We start from the raw sequence: 15,936 nt of genomic DNA, 5'->3' as shown, positions 1-15,936 counted from the left end.
CTACTATACTGGCCAGATAACCAGTCCATTCTTTATACACGCTATGCGGAGGCAAGGGATGCCGGGCTTTTTTTCCTGGATATCAGGTCTGTTCAACAGCACTCAATCCGTCCCACAGGCTGCCTCCGAAACCCGGCTTTTTAATCCTTCCAGCACCAGCCAGCCCGGCAATAGCAACGATGAAGGCGACATTGTTGGCCAACTGGAAGACCACCTGTTCACCTGGCTGCTTGATGTGGAACCCGCGCGCCTTCGTGCCGGCACAGATAGTGGCGAAAAGGAACTGGCCGAGCTCGAGCGGCGCCTGCAAATGAACGAAATGGAAGAACTGCCCAGGAAGCCTGGCAGTTTACCCATGCTGATGCGAGCACTGTCCAATGAAGCCACCGAACGCAAAGAGCTAACCCGCATCATTCTGAGTGACCCGTCACTGACCGACCAGTTGCTCCAGGTGGCCAACAGCCCCTACTTCCGCCCGAATGAACACGTCATAGAATCCGTTGACCAGGCGGTGTTCGTGCTGGGTGTGGACGGCATCCGGAACGTGATTGCGGCGGCGGTGATGCGCCCCATGATGGCGGCCAGGAACAGTCGGGAAGCGCTGTTCGCACAACGGTCCTGGCGCTGGGGCCTGACCTGCGCACGGGCGGCGGAAATGATTGCGAAGATTCACAGGGATGACACCAGCGCCCACTTCATGGTCGGCCTGTTGCCAGCCTTGGCCTACATCACCATTCGCCGGGAACTGGGGCGTATCTGCCGCACCAAAGGCTCCGGCAATGAACCGGAACCGGCCATACTGAGACAGGCTCTGGCCCGTTATCAGTGGGCCACCTGCCAGTTACTGGCCAATGTCTGGAATCTGCCACCCAAATACCATGCCTGGCTGCTGTCGGCGGAACGGCCGGCGCCGCGGCAGGCCCACTCCGCACTGACCGACGGCCTGCTTCTGGGCACCCGGGAAGTGCTGCGCCATGCCCGCCAGAGGAACCTGTCAGAAGAGAATCTGATTCGTATTGTGCACCTGTCCCCGGAGCAACTGGGCAGGGTACGTACGGTATTGCTCAGAATGCTCCAGGAAGGCAAAAGCTCACAGGTTCGGACCTGACTCCGGTGCTTTGACAATATCCGCACCGGGCGGTGTACCGGCATTCAGCAGGCTGGCAAAGCTGACATCGTCACTGGTGGGCGCAAGATCGATCAGTTCCCTCGGCATGGCCCCGGCAGGCAGGCGATCCACCACCCGGTCTTCGTCCTTGCGCACGGCCCGCAGCACGCTACCGACCGTAATCAGATCCAGTGTTCGCCCTGGAACCAGCTGATCGCCATCGCGCCCCGCCAGATTCAGCAACCCGGCGCGTATCAGCTTGTCGCTGATCTTGCGGGTGACTTCGCCGGGAATCCGCAACTGCTGCTCCAGAGACTCCTGCTGAGGCGCCGGTTCACCGCGGCTGAACGGCTTGGCCACCATCCACATCAGGGCAAGCCCTACCCGCTCCTGCAATTCCGGCGCCAGCTGGACATTCCGGCGCTTGGCTACGGCCCCCGGGTTTTGCAGATAGAAAGCCAGACTGGCGCCAAGCAGCAGGATCATCCAGTTCAGATACGTCCAGATCAGCAGAATGATACCGACCGCAAAACCGGAGTAGATGGCCGCATACTTGGCCGAGCCGGCCACGAACGAGGCAAACAGCATGCCGCCAGCCTGCCAGGACACGCCGGCCACCAGCCCGGCGATAAACGCGTAGCGCAGCTTCACCCGGGTATTAGGGATAAAGATGTAAACAAAGGTGAACGCGCCCACCACCAGGAAAAACGGTGTAAACCGACTGGCAAGGACAATCAACGAACCAAACGGTTCGATGGCCATAAGATTCTGCGCGATTTCTGAAGAGAAGATGGTGGCGGTTACCCCGATAGCCGAAACCATCAACAAGGGGCCTACCATGATGACGCTCAGATAGTTACTGAAACGCTGCGCCATGGAGCGCATTTCCGGCACCCGCCAGATCATGTTGAACGAGCGCTCGATTTTCTGAACCAGGGAAATGACGGTGTACACCAACAGGGCCAGACCCACCGAGCCCAGCACACCGACTTTCATATTATCGACAAAACCCAGGATTCGCTCAGCCACCTCCACACCCTGTGGGCCCATCGGCTGGAAGAACTGGTACAGGAATGGCTCCATGCGCTGGTGCACACCCAGCGCTTTCAGCACGGAAAAGCTCAGGGCGAGCAGCGGCACAATGCTGAGCAACGTGGTGTAAACCAGGCTCATGGCGTGCAGTGTCAACTGACCACTGATCACATCGCGGATCAGGGCATAAGCCGAGCGCCCGGATTTATACAGCCAGGTCCAGGGCCAGGTCTGCGGTGGGTTGGAATTGGACAGTATCCAGTCTTCAGCAGCCTGCAGCCGCTCTTTCATCTGGGTGGAAGCCACGTAACATCCTGCTTGTCAGTGTTTCTTCAAGCTTATCAGGCAGCTGTCAGTAAACAACCCGGAAACCGGGTATTTGTTGTACACCCGGACAAATCCTCCTGATGGTGGGCTTCCTTCACCCGACTTCAGGTAACCGACGCCAGATTACGCGCCGTAATCTCCACAATTCGCTGCCGCGCCTCCTGGCTCGCCCAGGCCGAGTGCGGGGTTAAAATCAGGTTTGGAACATTGTCTGCCAGCAGCGGATTACCATTGCGGGGAGGTTCTTCGGTTAACACGTCAAAGCCCGCACCGGCAATATCGCCATTCCTCAAGGCGTCAGCCAAAGCCGATTCATCAACCAAGCCGCCCCTACTGGTGTTGATCAGCAGTGCCGAAGACTTCATCAAACCCAGTTCCCGGGCGCCAATCATGTTGCGGGTTTCTTCTGTCAGCAGGCAGTGGAGTGATAGCACATCAGCCTGCACCAACAGGTCATCCAGCGGAATTCGCGGGTAGCCATCCACCTCGCCAGGCTCTTGGCCGGGCCGGCAGCCGAGGACGATGTTCATGCCAAACGCCTTTGCCCGTTCCGCCACACCCTGGCCAAGATCGCCGTAGCCGACAATGCCCAGAGTTTTGCCTTCCAGCTCCATAATCGGGTAGTCCATCAGGCAGAACATATCGCTTTTGGCCCACTGGCCATTGCGGGCACCCCGGTTGTAATCCAGCAGCCGGGTGGCCAGTGCCAGGATGAGAGCCATGGTGTGCTGGGCCACGGTGGAACGGCCATAATTGGTAACGTTCATTACCTTGATGTCGTGGGCCTTGGCCGCCTCCAGATCGATGTTATTGAGACCGGTTGCCACCACCGCGATGGTCTTCAGTTCCGGGCAGGCTTCAAAATGTTCGCCGTTCAGCACCACCTTGTTCACCAGCACCGTATCAAAGCCCTGGATTCTTTGAATCACCTGCTCCGGGTTGGTGCGCGGGTGGCAGGTCAGTCCACCGGCAATGTTTTCAATGGGACTCAGATCCACATCCTCGCCCAGTGTTGCGGCATCCAGAAAAACGGCTTTCATACTTTTCTCCTGACTCATCGACCCCACAGATTAAGGTAGACTGAGGAAAACGATCAATCTCCGGGAGGCTACCCATGGAACACGAATTCTGGCACGAACGCTGGGCAAAAGACCAAATCGGCTTCCACGAAGGCACGGTTAATCAGTACCTGCATGACCACTGGCCCGAACTGGCAGGCAACGGCACCGACGCCGTGTTCGTTCCCCTGTGCGGCAAGGCCCATGACATGTGGTGGCTGCACGATCGCGGACATCCGATTATCGGCGTGGAGTTAAGCGAGGTTGCCTGCAAGGATTTTTTCGAGGAAGCGCAGGAGAAAGCCAGCGTTCACCCGGGTGAACCCTTTACCACCTTCCGCCATGACGACCTGCAGATCTGGTGTGGGGATTATTTCCAGCTGGTGCCGGACGACCTCAAACACATTCGCCTGGTGTACGACCGGGCTGCCCTGATCGCCCTGCCCCCGGAAATGCGCAAGAGCTATGTCAATCATCTCACCGCTATTATTCCGGACGACACCAGAATCCTGCTGATCACGCTGGATTACGACAGCTCGGAAATGCAGGGCCCGCCGTTCAACGTTACCGACGACGAAGTGTTCAGGCTCTACGGTGAGGATTATGAGATCAACCAGGTGCTGAAACGGGACATGGCCCGTGACAACCCGTTTGCCAAACGCCGGGGCCTGAGAAACGGCGCCACAGAGAGTGTTTTTACCCTCGTCAAGAAATAACCTTTGATCATGGGCGGTAAGTCCTTTGTGTCCCGTCTGGCTTACCGCCCGTAACATAATTTAATGAACCTAATTTGACTGCTCACTGTCCAACCTCCGAACTCTGAACTAAGCTCAGATTAAGCAGGCCGGAAACCTCCGGATAACGTATACCTGCTTAACACCATCCCATTCATTCCTTAACCAGACACACCGCCGGGACAGGCGGCGAAACAGCAACGGGGACATTGCGTGAATTTATAACAGGCAAGAGTAAGCGAGGGGCCATCTATGAGCATTCTGCAGCACTTCAAAGACCGGTATGAACAGACTCAGGAGGAGGAATACTCCCTTGAGGAATACCTGGAGATCTGCAAAAAGGACCCAACGGCATACGCCACCGCCGCGGAGCGGATGTTGATTGCCATCGGCGAACCAGAACTGATCGATACCTCCCGTGACCCCCGCCTGTCACGCATCTTCTCGAACAAAGTCATCAAGCGTTACCCGGAATTTGACGAGTTTTACGGCATGGAAGATGCCGTCGAAAACATAGTTTCGTTCTTCCGCCACGCAGCCCAGGGTCTGGAGGAGAAGAAGCAGATTCTCTACCTGCTCGGCCCCGTTGGCGGCGGTAAGTCTTCCCTGGCCGAGAAACTCAAAGCCTTGATGCAGAAGGTCCCCTTCTACGCCATCAAAGGCTCTCCGGTAAACGAAAGCCCGCTAGGCCTGTTCGACCCGGCCGAGGATGGCCCGATTCTGGAAGAGGAATACGGCATTCCCGGCCGCTACCTGAAAAACATCATGTCACCCTGGGCAGTCAAACGCCTGCATGAGTTTGGCGGCGACATCAGCCAGTTCCGGGTGGTTAAACGTTACCCCTCCGTGCTGGATCAGATCGGTGTATCCAAGACCGAGCCGGGCGACGACAACAACCAGGACATCTCGGCCCTGGTGGGCAAGGTCAACATCCGCATGCTGGAAGACTATTCCCAGGATGATCCGGATGCCTACAGCTTCAGCGGCGGCCTGTGCAAAGCCAACCAGGGGCTGATGGAGTTTGTGGAAATGTTCAAGGCACCGATCAAGGTGCTGCATCCGCTACTGACGGCCACCCAGGAAGGCAACTACAACACCACCGAGGGCATGGGCTCGGTGCCCTTCGACGGCGTGATCCTGGCCCACTCCAATGAATCCGAGTGGCAGACGTTCCGCAACAACAAGCACAACGAAGCCTTCCTGGACCGGGTGTACATCGTCAAGGTGCCCTACTGTGTGCGGGTCACTGAGGAGATTGAAATCTATCGCAAGCTGCTGAAGCACAGCTCACTGTCCGGAGCGCCCTGCGCACCCGACACTCTTGATATGCTGGCCCAGTTCTCGGTGTTGTCGCGGATCAAGGAGCCGGAAAACTCCAGCATCTTCTCCAAAATGAAGGTATACGACGGCCAGAGCATCAAGGACACCGACCCCAAGGCCAAGTCCATCCAGGAGTACCGGGATGCTGCCGGGGTGATGGAAGGCATGGACGGTCTGTCTACCCGCTTTGCCTTCAAGATCCTGTCAAAGGTATTCAATTTCGACACCACCGAGATTGCCGCCAACCCAGTTCACCTGCTCTATGTGCTGGAAAAGCAGATCGAACAGGAACAGTTCCAGCCGGAGTTGCAGGAAAAATACCTGCGCTTCATCAAGGAATACCTGGCGCCCCACTACGTCCAGTTTATCGGCAAGGAAATCCAGACGGCGTATCTGGAAAGCTACAGCGAGTACGGCCAGAACCTGTTCGACCGCTATGTCACCTATGCCGACTTCTGGATTCAGGATCAGGAGTTCCGGGACCCGGAAACCGGCGAGATTCTGGACCGCTCCTCCATCAACGACGAGCTGGAGAAAATCGAGAAACCGGCGGGCATTTCCAACCCCAAGGACTTCCGCAACGAAGTGGTCAACTTTGTGCTGCGGGCCCGGGCCAACAACGGTGGCAAGAACCCGTCCTGGCTCAGCTATGAGAAGCTGCGCAGCGTGATCGAGAAGAAGATGTTCTCGAACACCGAAGACCTGTTGCCGGTGATTTCCTTCAATCCGAAGGCCAGCCAGGAAGACCAGAAAAAGCACAAACAGTTTGTGGAACGCATGGTTGACCGTGGATACACGGAGAAACAGGTTCGCTTGCTTGCCGAGTGGTACCTGCGCGTCCGGAAATCCCATTAACGGCCAGCGGGAGCAGTACCATGGGTATGACCCACATTGTTGACCGGCGCCTGAACGGCAAGAACAAGAGCGCAGTGAACCGGGAACGGTTCCTGCGCCGTTACCGCCACCACATCAAGAAGGCGGTGTCGGATGCCGTGCAGAAGCGCTCCATCACCGATATCGAACGGGGCGAGAAAGTAAGCATTCCCACCCGGGATATTGACGAACCTATCTTCCACCATGGCCACGGTGGCCGGCGAGAGGTGGTGCACCCCGGCAATCAGGAATGGGTGGCCGGGGACACCATCCCCAAACCCGAGAGCGGCGGTGGCCAGGGCCAGGGGCAAGGCCAGGCCAGCCCGGACGGAGAAGGCATGGATGAGTTCGCCTTCCAGATTACCCAGGAAGAGTTTCTCGACTTCCTGTTCGACGATCTGGAGCTGCCCAATCTGGCCCGGAAAAAACTCAAGGACACCGAAGCCTTCAGTTATGTACGCTCGGGCTTCACCACCCAGGGAGTGCCCGCCAAGCTGGATGTGGTGCGTTCCCTTCGGGGCGCCCACGCGCGGCGTCTGGGCCTGGGCGGCGCACGCAAGAAAAAGATCCGGGACCTGGAAAAACAGCTCGAGGCGCTGAAAAGCGCGCCGAATGATCTCGATCCGGCCTTCAGCCATGAAGACCAGATCAAGGTGCTGGAAGAGGAAATTGCGCGGCTGAAAGCCAACGTCAAACGCATTCCCTTCATTGACGAGATCGACCTGCGCTACAGGCAACACCTGAAGCAGCCCAAACCCGCCACCAGTGCGGTGATGTTCTGCCTGATGGATGTATCCGGTTCCATGACCCAGATGCACAAGGACATCGCCAAACGCTTCTTTATCCTGCTGTATCTGTTCCTGAAGAAGAACTACAAGAAAATCGAAGTGGTGTTTATCCGCCACCACACCAGCGCCAAGGAAGTGGACGAAGAAGAGTTCTTCTACAGCCGGGAAACCGGGGGCACCATTGTCTCCAGCGCCCTTAAACTGATGCACCGGATCGTCGAAGCCCGATACTCGCCAGCGGAATGGAACATCTACGCCGCCCAGGCATCCGACGGCGACAACTGGAACGACGACTCACCCATCTGCGGCAAACTGCTGTCTGAGCGAATTCTGCCGCTGGTTCAGTACTACTCCTATATCGAAATCACACCCCAGGATCACCAGATGCTCTGGTACGAATACGAGAAGATCATGGAGCAGTTTCCCCAGAGCTTTGCCATGCAGCAGATTGCCGATCCTGGAGACATTTACCCGGTCTTCCGACAGTTGTTCGAGAGGAAAGCGGCATGAGCAGCCTGATTGATCGCCCGAACGCACCGGAGAGCGAACAACCCAAGGCAGGTACGCCCATTTCCACCAGTTCGGAATGGACCTTCGAACTGATCCAGAAATACGACGAGGAAATTGCCAAATGCGCCGCCGAGTTCGGACTGGACACTTACCCGAACCAGGTTGAAGTGATTACCGCCGAGCAGATGATGGATGCCTACAGCTCCGTCGGCATGCCAGTGGGCTATCATCACTGGTCCTTCGGCAAGCAGTTTCTGCAAACCTCCAAGGGCTATCAGCGGGGCCAGATGGGGCTGGCCTATGAGATTGTGATCAATTCCAATCCCTGTATCGCCTACCTGATGGAAGAGAACACCCTGCCCATGCAGGCCCTGGTGATTGCCCACGCCAGCTACGGCCACAACTCGTTCTTCAAGGGCAATTATCTGTTCCGTACCTGGACAGACGCCAGTGCCATCATCGATTACCTGGTGTTTGCCCGGCATTATGTGTCGGAGTGCGAAGAGCGACACGGCGTGGATGCCGTGGAAGAGATTCTCGACTCCTGCCACGCACTGATGAACTACGGTGTAGACCGCTACAAGCGCCCTGCCCCGATTTCGGCCGCCGAGGAGGCCCGCCGGCAGAAGGAGCGGGAAGAATACGAACAACGCCGCATCAACGATCTGTGGCGAACCATCCCCAAAGCAGAGGACGACGGGGACCCGATTCGCCGCAGGCCCCGATATCCGGAGGAGCCTCAGGAAAACCTGTTGTACTTCATCGAGAAAAACGCGCCGTTGCTGGAAACCTGGCAGCGGGAACTGGTGCGCATCGTGCGCAAGCTGGCCCAGTATTTCTATCCACAACGCCAGACCCAGGTAATGAACGAAGGCTGGGCCACGTTCTGGCACTACACGCTGTTGCACCGGTTGTACGATAAGGGGCTGGTGAACGATGGCTTCATGCTGGAATTTCTGCAAAGCCACTCCGCCGTGGTATACCAGCCACCCTTCAACAGCCCATGGTATTCCGGCCTGAACCCCTACACCCTGGGTTTCTCCATCTTCACCGACCTTAGACGTATCTGTGAAAACCCTACCGATGAGGACCGGGAATGGTTCCCGGACATCGCCGGTACAGACTGGCTGGAAACCCTGCATTTCGCCATGCACAACTTCAAGGACGAGAGCTTTATCCAGCAGTTTCTCTCACCGAAGGTGATGCGTGACCTGAAGCTGTTCGCCATCGAAAGCGACGATCGGGAAGACCACTACACCGTCACCGCCATTCACGATGAGCCCGGTTATCGCGCGCTGCGGGAAAAGCTGGCGCGCCAATACAACCTCAGTTACCGGGAGCCGAACATTCAGGTATGGAGTGTGGATGTGCGCGGCGACCGCTCACTGACCCTGCATCACATCCCGGTGGACCGGGTGCCGCTGGGGCAGGAAACCGACGAAGTACTCCGGCACGTGCACCGGTTGTGGGGGTTTGATGTACACCTGGAAAGCGTGGATGAGGGCAGAATCGTAGCGGCGCATCACTGCCCGCCCCGTAACGACGACGCCGCCGACGACTAAACCGGGAAACTGGCCTTGGCCCGCAACCCGCCCAGTGGCGAGGGGCCAAGGTTCAGGCTGCCGCCGTAGAGCTCCACCAGCTCCTTCACAATCGCCAGGCCAAGGCCGGAGCCGGAGCGGCTTTCATCCAGCCGGGCGCCCCGGGTAAGGGCCTGTTCAATGTCGTCGGCCGACAAGCCCGGACCATCGTCCTCGATCACCAGCTCCAATCCTTCCACACCAAGCCGGGCAGAGAAACTTACCCGTTTTTCGGCCCAGTTGATGGCATTTTCCAGAAGGTTACCGGCAATTTCCTGGAGATCCTGCTGTTCAAAGCGGACCATGCCGGAACCGTTGATATGCGGATCAAGAACCAGCCCCCGACGCCCGGCGAGTGTATCCAGGGCGGACATTACCGGCTCCAGCGCTTCAGCCAGGTCCACACCGCCCAATGCCGCCGGCCCGGCGGCGGAAGCCCTGGCCAGGTGATGGCGCACGGCGTCGTCAATGCGAGCCAGCTCGGTACGGAACGCGGTTCTTTGCTCATCCGGCAATTTGTCACTCAGGGTGGTCAGCACCGAGACCGGCGTTTTCAGCGCATGGGCCAGGTTACCGGCGGCGGTGCGGCCCCGGTCAATAAGCACCTGGTCGCGCTGAAGCACCTGGTTCATGGCATCCGCCAGCTTTGCCAGTTCATCCGGCAGGTCAGTAGTCAGGGAACGGGCCCGGCCCGCTTCCATGGCACGCAGATCCTGCTCAAGCCGCCGCAAAGGAGCCAACCCCCAGCGAATCTGAAGGCCAATCATCAGTAACAGCAAGACCCCCAGGGTAGTCAGCGATATCCCCAGCAACCGGTTAAACCGCGCCACCTGGGTGTCCACTTCCAACATGTCGGCCGCCACAGACACCGACAACCAGCCATCAAAGGCCGGTAACTGAACATCCCGCTCTACCAGGCGGAGCCTCTGCTCCCGCGGCCCCGGAACGTCCACCCAGTCCGGCCCGCGGCCACTGACCTGGGGCAAGCGCTGATCCCACAACGAACGGGAAGTGATAACCTGGCCGCTGTTATCGTTTACCTGCCAGTACCATCCGGAGTACGCCCGCTCAAAGCGGGGATCACCCAGCTGCGAACCCGGGGTCAGTTCACCGGTTTGCGGGTCGAATTCGATACCGGCAATCACTACGTTCAGGAAGGACAGCAGACGCTCGTCGAAGGACTGGCTCACGGTCTGCCGGACATTCCAGGCCAGCAGGGCACCCGCCAGGGGTAAGATAACCAGCACCAGAACCAGCGCGGACACCAGCATTCGAACCGCCACCGGCCAGCGGCGCAGACCTGTAAGCATCAGGCCGGTTCCCCGCCACCACGCATCCGGTAACCCTGCCCGCGTACGGTTTCGATGGCATCGGCACCGAGTTTGCGCCGTAACCGGCTCACCTGCACATCGATCACATTGGAATCCGGCTCCTGGTCGCCGTCATAGACATGCTCGGACAACTCGGTTCGGGAAACAATTCTGGGCGCCGCATGGATCAGGTGTGATAACAGCCGGAACTCCTGGGCCGTCAGAGACACCGGCATGCCGGAACGGGTAACCTTCCCTGCGTGGGTATCAAGCGCTATGTCGCCCACGGTAATCACCGGGTGCGCATGGCCATGGGCCCGGCGCACAAGGGCCCGCAGGCGGAACAGGATTTCGGCGGTTTCAAAGGGTTTGGTGACATAGTCATCGGCACCGGCGGAAAAACCGGCCGCTTTGTCAGACCACCGTTCCCGGGCGGTCAGAATCAATACCGGCAAATCAATGCCCCGTGCCCGCCAGCCGGCCAACCACTGGCTACCGTTACCATCGGGCAAGCCGAGATCGAGCACCACCGCATCGTAGCGCTCGGTACTCACCAGGAAATCTGCGCTGCGGCCTTCCACGGCCACTTCCACCAGCAACCCGGCTTCGCGCAGGGCACCAGCCAGGCCTTGTGCCAGTGCGGTATCGTCTTCAACCAGGAGAATCTTCATCGTCGCTCCATGCCCCGGATATTCCGACCCTCAACCTCCAGAACCTCGCCAGTCCGGGCGTTCACCTCAAACTCCACCACCTGCCCCTGGGGGCCCAGCAGTTCGATCTCATAAATAATCTCGCCGTCGTCTTTCTCGATATCCACATCAATCACATCCCCGACCCAGTCCCGGGCCAGGCTGTCGAGAATCTCGCTCAGGGGTTTGATGCGGCCGGCTTCCACCTCATGGTGCAGGCGACGCCAGTCATCGTCAGCGTCGGCGCAGGCGACCTGCGCAAAGGGCACGGCACCCGCGACAAGCAGCGCCAGCAGGAACGCCCGAACCACCCGGCGGGAAAACCGGTCTGCGGGCAATAAGGGTGGAGAAAAACGGTCTTTGTCCATGCTCATTATGGTGACAAAAGTCAGATGAACGAATCATGAATGAGCCTATCACGATGCTGAAAGCCCTGCCCCGTTAATCTGGCCCCAGGCTGGTAGCCAACAGGGCAGAACCGGCAGGTTTCAAAACACAGAGAAACAAGGAGCACACCATGAAAAAGACCCTTACCATCGTATTGATCAGCGGCCTTATCGCAGCCCCCGCAGCCTTTGCCAAGGGCAGCTTTGAAGACGCCGAGCGCATGCTGCAGGTTGGCAGTGACTACGGCATCACCCACTTCCAAAGCATCGAGTTTGACGACGACCGGGCCGATGACATCGAGATCGAGGGCTGGATGGGCCAGGACTGGTTTGTGGAACTGGACCTGAACGGCAACGGCGACATCGAGCGGGAACAGCGCCGCAAGCCCAGAGGCGAGTCGTATGGCCTGACCGCGCAGGAAATTCAGGTCTTTCTGGATGCCGCCCGTGGGCAGGGCATGGAAACCATCGAAGAGCTGAAAATCAAACGTAACGGCGACATCGAGGTAGAAGGCAACGATGACAACGGCCGGGAGCTGGAAGTGGACTTCCGTACCGGCAGCCTGGAACCCGTGAAAGTCGAGCGGGACGACTAAACCGAACCTTGAAAGCGCCTCCAGCCACCCTGCTCACCGGCCAGATAGCAGGGTGGCTGGACAATCGTCTTACCACCTCGGTTTTTGATCGTTTGCAGGCCGCTTAGCCAGTATACTTGCAGGCAACAACCATAAATTGAACGACTGGCGGAGAACACAACGGAATGAAACGGCTCGCAACACTGGACGCCTCCTGGCTGGCTGTGGAATCTGAAGACACCCCGATGCACGTGGGCACCCTGCAGATTTTTTCATTGCCGGAAGGCGCACCGGAAACCTTCCTGCGGGACATGGTTGCCCGCATGAAAGATGCCGGTGATGTAGCACCACCCTGGGATTACAAGCTGGCCTGGTCGGGCTTTCTCGGACGACTGCTTGCCCCGGCCTGGAAGGTCGACAAGGATATCGATCTCGACTACCACGTACGCCACTCTGCCCTGCCCCGTCCGGGCGGCGAACGGGAACTGGGTATCCTGGTGTCGCGCCTGCATTCCAATCCGCTGGATTTCTCCCGCCCCCTGTGGGAATGCCACGTAATTGAAGGGCTGGAGAACAACCGCTTTGCCCTGTACACCAAGATGCACCATTCCATGATTGATGGCATCAGCGGCGTGCGCCTGATGCAACGGGTGCTGACCACCGATCCGGACCGGGTCAATATGCCGCCGCCCTGGACCGTGCGCCCGGAGCGGCGCCGTGGCAGCAAAACCGACCCGGAGGCGAGCGTGCCTGCTGCTGTTTCCCAGGCCATGGATGCCCTGAAACTGCAGGCCGACATGGCGCCACGCCTGTGGCAGGCCGGCAACCGCCTGGTCCACTCGGTTCGCCACCCTGAAGATGGCCTGACCGCCCCGTTTACCGGCCCGGTCTCTATCCTGAACCACCGGGTTACCGGCCAGCGCCGTTTTGCCACCCAGCATTACCAGCTGGACCGCCTGAAAGCCCTGGCCCAGGCGTCCGGCGGCTCCCTGAACGATATTGTGCTGTACCTGTGCGGCACCGCACTGCGCCGGTTCCTGCTGGAGCAGGACAGTGTGCCCGCCATCCCCCTGACCGCGGGCATTCCCGTCAATATCCGCCCGGCGGATGACGAAGGAACCGGTACCCAGATCAGCTTCATGATTGCCTCCCTGGCCACTAACGAGGCAGACCCGCTGAACCGCTTGCAGCAGATCAAGGCCTCGACCCGCCGGGCCAAGGAACACCTGCAAAAGCTGCCCAAGAGCGCATTGACCCAGTACACCATGCTGCTGATGTCGCCCTATATTCTGCAGCTGATGTCGGGGCTGGGCGGCCGCATGCGGCCGGTGTTCAACGTGACCATCTCGAACGTGCCGGGGCCGGAAAACACCCTGTACTACGAGGGTGCAAAGCTCGAAGCCATGTTCCCGGTCTCGTTGATTGCCCACGGCGGCGCCCTCAACATCACCTGCCTGAGCTATGCCGGCTCGCTGAACTTCGGGTACACCGGTTGCCGGGACACCCTGCCGAGCATGCAGAAGCTGGCGGTGTACACCGGTGAGGCACTGGATGAACTGGAAAGCCTGGTGCTGCCGCCCAGGCCGAAGAAGCCGCGGTCAACGGCAAAGAAGAAAAAGCCTGAGGCCTGATTAAAACCTGAGGCCCGATTAAAGTGCGGTGCCGGATTCACTCTGCCAGTGTCCGGCACCCACGAAGATCATCTGCAGGAAGCGGGACGTGCGCTTGCGTACCTGGCCAACCTGGTAATCATCATCCGCCGCGATACTGAGCAGGTCCGTCAGGCTGAAGGCAACGGTACGAACCACCAGGTCACAGGTCATATCCAGGTCGGCATCGCTCAGATGCTGCATCAGCCGCAACCGGCGCAGATCGTTGGCAAGCTCACTGGCAAAAAACCGCATTTCACTGCGAATCCCTTCCTGAACCGCCCGGCTTTCACCCGCCAGCCCCTGGGCCATAAACATGAAAAAACTGCGATTGGCCTGGGCCTGGGCATGGGCTACGAATATACCCACGGACTCCTCGATCAGCTTGTCCGCCTGCAATACATTCCCCCTGGCCTCACGCATCATCCGGCGTAACACCAGCCCCAGCTCGTCCACCAGCTGCAGGCCCAGATCGTCCATGCTCCGGAAGTGGCGATAAAATGATGTAGGCACCACCCCCGCCTGACGAGTCACCTCCCGGATACCCAGACTGGCAAAATGCCGCCCCTTACCCACCAGCTCCAGGGCTGCACTCATCAGTTTTTCCCGGGTTTCTCCCGGCCTGCGCCGTTGTTTGTCTGCCATCTTTTACCCGTACCGCGTTTATCAGGTTCACAAGTGTACACATTAGACCGTAGAAAAACCCTTCCAGCTTGTCATTTCGAGCCAACACTCCGGGCAGGTAATTGTTGAAAGTCAAACTTGTGTGTACAGTCGTACACATTAGTGAACACTTGTACACATAGACCCGTACAAGGCACCCGACAAACACGGAGAACGAACATGCTGGCACGACTGACACAAACCAAGGCATTGCACTGGCTTGGCCGGCAATTACTGAACCGGGACGACCCCGCGGCGTGGCTGGACCCCCTCGCGGGTGCCATCAACCCGATGTGGGTACAGGAGTACACACCAGCCCGGGTAGAACGCATTATGGCCGAAACCGCCGACACCAAAACCTTCGTACTCAAGCCCGCCAGCCGGTGGACCGGCTTCGAGGCCGGGCAGCATGTGAACATCTGTACCGAGATCGACGGTATTCGGCGCACCCGCACCTTCAGCCTGTCCAGCTCACCGGAGCTGTGGCACAAACAGGGCCTGATTACCCTGACCATCAAGCGTCTGCCGGGCGGCCTGGTTACCAACTGGCTGCACGACTCCCTGAGCGAAGGCGACGTCATCGGCCTTGCCGATGCCTTCGGGGAGTTCCTGGTTCCGCAGCCCGCCAAACCCGTGCTGTTTATCGCCGGCGGCAGCGGCATTACCCCGGTTCTCAGCCAGCTGGAAACCATGGCCGCCAGCCACTACCCGGCGCCGGTTACCCTGCTGTATTTCGTGCGCACCGGTAACGACATTATTGGCCGGGAAAAGCTGGAGGCCATCGCCGCCCGTTATCCCGGGCTGACCCTGAACATCATTGCCACCCATGAAGGCAAGGAATCCCGCTTCCTCTGCGATGCAGACCTGGAAGCGATTGACGGACTAAAGGAACGCGAAGTCTACCTGTGCGGCCCGAAAGGCCTGATGGACCTTGCGACGGAATTGCTGCAGCAGCGTGGCCTTGCCGAATCGAAGATGCACAGCACGTTTTTTGCGCCCCCTGCCCCGGCCGCCCTGGATAACGACCAGCTGGGTGGCGAGGTCAGCTTTACCCGCAGCAGCGTGAATGTGGGCTCCGAAGGCGATGCCAACCTGCTGGAAATTGCCGAAGCCGCAGGCCTCAAGCCCCGTTACGGCTGCCGCATGGGCATCTGCCACCAGTGCAGCTGCCGCAAGACCAGCGGCACGGTGGTTAACCGTTTGACCGGCAAGGTATCCGGCCCCGGCGAAGAAAGCGTCCAGCTTTGTGTTTCCGTGCCCCGCGGGCCGGTTCAGATAGACGTATAACCCAAAATTTTTGCGTTGCGGCCGGAGCGCCGCATGGAGAAAGCATT

The 15,936-nt window shown here is 58.9% G+C and carries 14 protein-coding genes; 8 read left to right on the top strand and 6 right to left on the bottom strand.

Annotated features, from left to right (window positions below; translation table 11 throughout):
- Nucleotides 1-58: 58 nt before the first annotated feature.
- On the top strand, nt 59-1,108 hold the full coding sequence (locus tag LWH94_RS04160) for an HDOD domain-containing protein (RefSeq protein WP_023008558.1): 1,050 nt from the start codon (nt 59-61) through the stop codon (nt 1,106-1,108).
- Here LWH94_RS04160 and LWH94_RS04155 read toward each other — a convergent pair.
- Both LWH94_RS04155 and LWH94_RS04150 read right to left on the bottom strand, forming a co-directional pair.
- Nucleotides 1,091-2,446: a YihY/virulence factor BrkB family protein gene (locus LWH94_RS04155; RefSeq protein ID WP_014422423.1), complete on the bottom strand. Its 1,356-nt coding sequence runs from the start codon at nt 2,444-2,446 to the stop codon at nt 1,091-1,093. The genes LWH94_RS04160 and LWH94_RS04155 overlap by 18 nt on opposite strands.
- A gap of 125 nt (nt 2,447-2,571) precedes the next feature.
- Nucleotides 2,572-3,507, bottom strand: a complete 936-nt coding sequence (locus tag LWH94_RS04150) for a D-2-hydroxyacid dehydrogenase (RefSeq protein WP_023008559.1) — start codon at nt 3,505-3,507, stop codon at nt 2,572-2,574.
- Nucleotides 3,508-3,581: 74 nt separating this feature from the next.
- On the opposite strand from LWH94_RS04150, the gene tmpT reads away from it, so the two are divergent.
- From tmpT to LWH94_RS04130, 4 genes are all read left to right on the top strand, one after another.
- A complete protein-coding gene (gene tmpT / locus LWH94_RS04145; RefSeq protein WP_011786497.1) occupies nt 3,582-4,241 on the top strand; it encodes a thiopurine S-methyltransferase in 660 nt (219 codons plus the stop codon).
- A 270-nt stretch (nt 4,242-4,511) separates the two neighbouring features.
- On the top strand, nt 4,512-6,434 hold the full coding sequence (locus LWH94_RS04140) for a PrkA family serine protein kinase (protein WP_011786498.1): 1,923 nt from the start codon (nt 4,512-4,514) through the stop codon (nt 6,432-6,434).
- A 20-nt stretch (nt 6,435-6,454) separates the two neighbouring features.
- Nucleotides 6,455-7,750: a YeaH/YhbH family protein gene (locus tag LWH94_RS04135; RefSeq protein WP_022990879.1), complete on the top strand. Its 1,296-nt coding sequence runs from the start codon at nt 6,455-6,457 to the stop codon at nt 7,748-7,750.
- The gene (locus LWH94_RS04130; RefSeq protein WP_232901339.1) at nt 7,747-9,312 is read left to right on the top strand and encodes a SpoVR family protein; all 1,566 of its coding nucleotides are present in this window, start codon (nt 7,747-7,749) and stop codon (nt 9,310-9,312) included. Before LWH94_RS04135 ends, LWH94_RS04130 begins: the two co-directional genes overlap by 4 nt.
- Here LWH94_RS04130 and LWH94_RS04125 read toward each other — a convergent pair.
- From LWH94_RS04125 to LWH94_RS04115, 3 genes are read right to left on the bottom strand one after another with little or no spacing between them, the layout of a single operon-like run.
- Nucleotides 9,309-10,640: a sensor histidine kinase gene (locus tag LWH94_RS04125; protein WP_232901338.1), complete on the bottom strand. Its 1,332-nt coding sequence runs from the start codon at nt 10,638-10,640 to the stop codon at nt 9,309-9,311. The two genes, LWH94_RS04130 and LWH94_RS04125, sit on opposite strands and share 4 nt — an antisense overlap.
- The gene (locus LWH94_RS04120) at nt 10,640-11,311 is read right to left on the bottom strand and encodes a winged helix-turn-helix domain-containing protein (RefSeq protein ID WP_232901337.1); all 672 of its coding nucleotides are present in this window, start codon (nt 11,309-11,311) and stop codon (nt 10,640-10,642) included. Before LWH94_RS04120 ends, LWH94_RS04125 begins: the two co-directional genes overlap by 1 nt.
- Nucleotides 11,308-11,697: a PepSY domain-containing protein gene (locus tag LWH94_RS04115; protein WP_232901336.1), complete on the bottom strand. Its 390-nt coding sequence runs from the start codon at nt 11,695-11,697 to the stop codon at nt 11,308-11,310. Before LWH94_RS04115 ends, LWH94_RS04120 begins: the two co-directional genes overlap by 4 nt.
- 149 nt (nt 11,698-11,846) lie before the next feature.
- On the opposite strand from LWH94_RS04115, the gene LWH94_RS04110 reads away from it, so the two are divergent.
- Both LWH94_RS04110 and LWH94_RS04105 read left to right on the top strand, forming a co-directional pair.
- Nucleotides 11,847-12,311 carry a PepSY domain-containing protein gene (locus LWH94_RS04110; RefSeq protein WP_232901335.1) on the top strand — a complete coding sequence of 155 codons (465 nt, stop codon included), beginning with the start codon at nt 11,847-11,849 and terminating at the stop codon, nt 12,309-12,311.
- Nucleotides 12,312-12,475: 164 nt separating this feature from the next.
- Nucleotides 12,476-13,921, top strand: a complete 1,446-nt coding sequence (locus tag LWH94_RS04105) for a WS/DGAT/MGAT family O-acyltransferase (RefSeq protein WP_232901334.1) — start codon at nt 12,476-12,478, stop codon at nt 13,919-13,921.
- 18 nt (nt 13,922-13,939) lie between these two features.
- On the opposite strand, the gene LWH94_RS04100 is transcribed toward LWH94_RS04105, so the two are convergent.
- Nucleotides 13,940-14,584 carry a TetR family transcriptional regulator gene (locus LWH94_RS04100; protein WP_232901333.1) on the bottom strand — a complete coding sequence of 215 codons (645 nt, stop codon included), beginning with the start codon at nt 14,582-14,584 and terminating at the stop codon, nt 13,940-13,942.
- A 198-nt stretch (nt 14,585-14,782) separates the two neighbouring features.
- Between LWH94_RS04100 and LWH94_RS04095 the strand changes: the two genes are divergently transcribed.
- Nucleotides 14,783-15,889: a ferredoxin reductase gene (locus LWH94_RS04095; protein WP_232901332.1), complete on the top strand. Its 1,107-nt coding sequence runs from the start codon at nt 14,783-14,785 to the stop codon at nt 15,887-15,889.
- Nucleotides 15,890-15,936: the final 47 nt, after the last annotated feature.

Source organism: Marinobacter sp. G11, from assembly GCF_021282325.1.
Classification (GTDB): domain Bacteria; phylum Pseudomonadota; class Gammaproteobacteria; order Pseudomonadales; family Oleiphilaceae; genus Marinobacter; species Marinobacter vinifirmus.
Note: the sequence above shows the minus strand (reverse complement) of the source record. Positions and strands in the feature narration are given on the sequence as shown.